The sequence below is a fragment of the Enterococcus sp. 5H genome, from assembly GCF_028128615.1.
GTDB lineage: Bacteria > Bacillota > Bacilli > Lactobacillales > Enterococcaceae > Enterococcus_L.
In genome coordinates, this window is record NZ_AMDP01000023.1 from 1 (window position 1) to 353 (window position 353).

Genomic DNA, 353 nt, shown 5'->3' on the forward strand with positions numbered 1-353 from the left:
CCGTTAATCAAAAAATTAACAGCCATATCTTACTCCCTCCTCTACCATTACAAATCAAACGGAATGGTATTGGTTTTCTCAATTTGCTTGTTTACGTAATTGATAGAAGCTTTTCCGATAGCTTCCTCTTCCACTTCAACCGTAACGTTGATGGTTTGTTTGCCACCTTCCGTAGTAGACATTTGCCCACTTTGAATCGCTGCTATGATCGCTTGTGTTAAGCTGTCATAATTTGTTCCACCATCAAAGTTGTTCCCTGTAGTGCTTCTGTTAAATGATCCGCCGCTAGAAGAACCAGGATCAGCATTGTTCAATACCTCAGGCATGGTTAAATCAAAGCCCATGAAATCTAA

Annotated in this window: 1 protein-coding gene; it reads right to left on the reverse strand. The window is 40.2% G+C overall.

Annotation, left to right across the window (positions count from 1 at the left end; translation table 11 throughout):
- Nucleotides 1-47: 47 nt before the first annotated feature.
- The coding region (locus C240_RS10410) for a hypothetical protein (protein ID WP_271495235.1) at nucleotides 48-353 on the reverse strand (306 nt) is incomplete at its 5' end.